Source organism: uncultured Frigoribacterium sp. (genome assembly GCF_963515265.1).
Taxonomy (GTDB): Bacteria; Actinomycetota; Actinomycetes; order Actinomycetales; family Microbacteriaceae; genus Frigoribacterium.
The window spans coordinates 1-2925 of the sequence record NZ_CAUPYL010000258.1 but is presented as its reverse complement, the minus strand read 5'-3'; the positions used below and the strand labels follow the sequence as shown (position 1 = coordinate 2925).

Below are 2925 nucleotides of genomic sequence, written 5' to 3'. Positions count from 1 at the left end.
GTGCCAGCCCTCCGCCGCGGTGCTGCCGTCCGGCCGGAGGAGCACGCAGCCCACCTGGGGGTTGGCGCCCCGGGCAGGGCCGCGAGCCGCCAGCTCGAGCGCCCGCCGCATGGCGGCCCGGACGACGAGGTCGTCCAGCCCGTCCGACGGCGCGGGTGCGGTGTTCGGGTCGGTCACGAGTCCTCCGGGAGACGGGGCGTGCCCGGCGTCTGCGGGCCCCTGTGGTCAACGTCGTCGACACGCGGCCATTCCCGGGTGCGGTCGCGGTCGTGTCGATCGGCCTCGGCGTCGGGCCCACTGACGGTGTGGCCCTGGGCGGCCCCGCCGGAGAGGTCGGGCCAGCCCTGCTTCGGGAGGCGGTCGTCGCCGGGGCGCAGCCGTGCCTTCCAGCAGAGGGGGCGTCCTCCGTCTCGATCGGGCTGCGTGCCCGGCCCGACACCCGTGTAGGTGAAGCCGCAGCGGCGCGCGACGGCGGCGGAGGCGTCGTTCCCGACGTAGCCCTCCCAGTGCAGCTGGTCGAAGCCGGCCTCGCCCAGGGCCCAGTCGGCGACGAGGCGGACCGCCGCGGTCATCAGGCCTCGACCGCGGGCCTCCGGCGTCGTCCAGAACCCGATGTCACGGGTGCCCAGCCGAACGCTGACGACGCCGAGCAACAGCGACGAGCCCGGGCCGCGCAGGCCCCACGTCGCCTCGCGGCCGGTGGCCCAGCCGTGGTCGACGATCCGCTCGAGGAAGAACAGGGCGTCCGCCCGGGAGTAGGGCGTCGGCACCGTCGTGAAGCGCTGCAGCACCGGGTCCTGGCAGGCCTCGACGATCGCCTCGACGTCGGCCAGGCCCGGCACCTCGAGACGGACGGCCGGCGACTCGAGCACGAACGGCTGCACGGTCAGGCCCTGCGGACGAACCCGATGCGGTCGTACACGGTGTCGAGCGTCGACTGGGCGATGGCGTCGGCGCGCTCGGCGTTGCCCGCGAGCACGCGATCGAGCTCGGCCGGGTCGTCGAGCAGCTCGAGCGTCCGGGCGCGGATCGGGGTGAAGGTCTCGACGACGACCTCGGCCACGTCCTTCTTGAGATCGCCGTAGCCGCGTCCCGTGTACTGCTCCTCGAGCGCGGCCACGGGCGTTCCCGTGAAGGCGGACAGGATGGTCAGCAGGTTCGACACCCCGGCCTTGGCCCCGCGGTCGAAGCGGATCTCGCGCTCGGTGTCGGTGACCGCCGACTTGATCTTCTTCGCGGTGCGCGACGGCTCGTCGAGCATCCACACGATGCCGGAGTCGGTCGCGGCCGACTTGCTCATCTTCGACTCGGGCGTCTGCAGGTCGTAGATGCGCGCGGTCTCCTTGAGGATGGCCGCCTCGGGCACGACGAAGGTCTGGCCGTACCGGGAGTTGAAGCGCCCCGCCAGGTCGCGGGTGAGCTCGACGTGCTGGCGCTGGTCGTCGCCGACCGGCACCGACTCGGCCTGGTAGAGCAGGATGTCGGCCGCCATGAGGGTCGGGTACGCGAAGAGCCCGAGGGTCGCGGCGTCCGCGCCCTGCTTGGCCGACTTGTCCTTGAACTGGGTCATCCGGCTCGCCTCGCCGAAGCCCGTCAGCGTGTTGAGCACCCAGGCCAGCTGTGCGTGCGCGGGCACGTGCGACTGGATGAAGAGGGTCGACCGCTCGGGGTCGATGCCCGCGGCGATGTACTGGGCGGCGGTGCGGCGGGTCTGCTCGCGGAGCGTCGCCGGATCTTGCGGCACGGTGATGGCGTGCATGTCCACGACGCAGAACAGGGCGTCGTGGCTGGACTGCAGCTCGCGCCACTGCAGCAGGGCGCCGACGTAGTTGCCCACGTGCAGGGAGTCGGAGGTCGGCTGCATGCCGGAGAAGAGACGGGGCCGGGCAGCGTCGTCGGTGCCGGGCGTCGTGCGGCCGTCGGTGCGGGGGGCGGTGCTGGTCATGGTGTCCTCGGGGAGAGAGCTCGGGGGAGCGAGGCTCGGTGTCGGCGGTGCGGGTCAGATGTCGTAGTCGACGACGACGGGGGCGTGGTCGGACCAGCGCTTGTCGTAGGAGGCGGCGCGGTCGACGACGAGGCCGGAGGCGCGCTCGGCGAGGGCGGGAGTCGCCACGTGGTAGTCGATGCGCCAGCCGGTGTCGTTGTCGAAGGCCTGGCCGCGCCACGACCACCACGAGTACGGCCCCTCGACCTCGCCGGCCAGGCGTCGACCGACGTCGACCCAGCCGAGGCCGGTGCCGCCCTCGCCGTCGGCGGTCTCGACGGGCTCGCCCTCCGGGCCGAAGAAGCGGTCGAAGTAGGCGCGCTCCCGGGGCAGAAAGCCGGCGCGCTTCACGTTGCCCTTCCAGTTCTTGATGTCGAGCTCGCGGTGCCCGACGTTGAGGTCGCCCGTGACGACGGCGAGCTCCGAGTGCGCGGCGAGCTGGGGCAGCCGCTCGCTCATCGCGTCGAGGAACTTCCACTTCTCGTCCTGCTTCTCGGTGCCGACCTCGCCCGAGTGCACGTAGGTGCTGACGACCGTGACGATCGTGCCGTCGACGTCGTAGTCGGCCTCGATCCAGCGACCGGCGCTGTCGAAGTCGTCGGCGCCGAGCTCGACGCGGTGGATCTGGGCGGCGCCGCGGGAGGCGATGGCGACGCCGGCGCGCCCCTTGGCCGTGGCCGGGTGGTGCAGCACGTTCCACTCGGGCCCGAGCAGGCCCTCGAGGTCTTCTGTGGTGGCCCGCACCTCTTGCAGGGTGAGGACGTCGACGTCACGGTCGGCGAGCCACTCGCCCATGCCCTTGCGGTACGCGGCACGGATGCCGTTGACGTTGACCGAGGCGAGACGAAGACGAGAACCCATGCCAGAGAGACTAGCGGCGGCCGGCGACGCCCGAGCCGCCCCCGGCCTCGCCGTCGTCGCCCCCGGGGTCGCGGCCGGCC

General features: G+C 72.8%; 3 protein-coding genes. All 3 read right to left on the bottom strand.

The window, feature by feature from the left end; genetic code table 11:
• Positions 1 to 173: 173 nt before the first annotated feature.
• Genes RWM17_RS13600 through RWM17_RS13590 form a run of 3 tightly spaced genes read right to left on the bottom strand, consistent with a single transcriptional unit; the run spans position 174 to position 2845 of the window.
• Positions 174 to 884 carry a GNAT family N-acetyltransferase gene (locus RWM17_RS13600; protein WP_314104535.1) on the bottom strand — a complete coding sequence of 237 codons (711 nt, stop codon included), beginning with the start codon at positions 882 to 884 and terminating at the stop codon, positions 174 to 176.
• Between the two features lie 2 nt (positions 885 to 886).
• Entirely contained in the window at positions 887 to 1945 is a 1059-nt protein-coding gene (trpS, locus tag RWM17_RS13595; protein ID WP_314104533.1) for a tryptophan--tRNA ligase, read from the bottom strand.
• A gap of 54 nt (positions 1946 to 1999) precedes the next feature.
• Positions 2000 to 2845, bottom strand: coding sequence for an exodeoxyribonuclease III (locus RWM17_RS13590; RefSeq protein WP_314104530.1), 846 nt, complete (start codon positions 2843 to 2845; stop codon positions 2000 to 2002).
• Positions 2846 to 2925 lie beyond the last annotated feature (80 nt).

What these genes read in the sequence shown, in the direction of transcription:
- RWM17_RS13590 (WP_314104530.1), bottom strand. Translation starts at nt 2,845, where the DNA reads ATGGGTTCTCGTCTTCGTCTCGCCTCGGTCAACGTCAACGGCATCCGT.
- trpS (WP_314104533.1), bottom strand. Translation starts at nt 1,945, where the DNA reads ATGACCAGCACCGCCCCCCGCACCGACGGCCGCACGACGCCCGGCACC.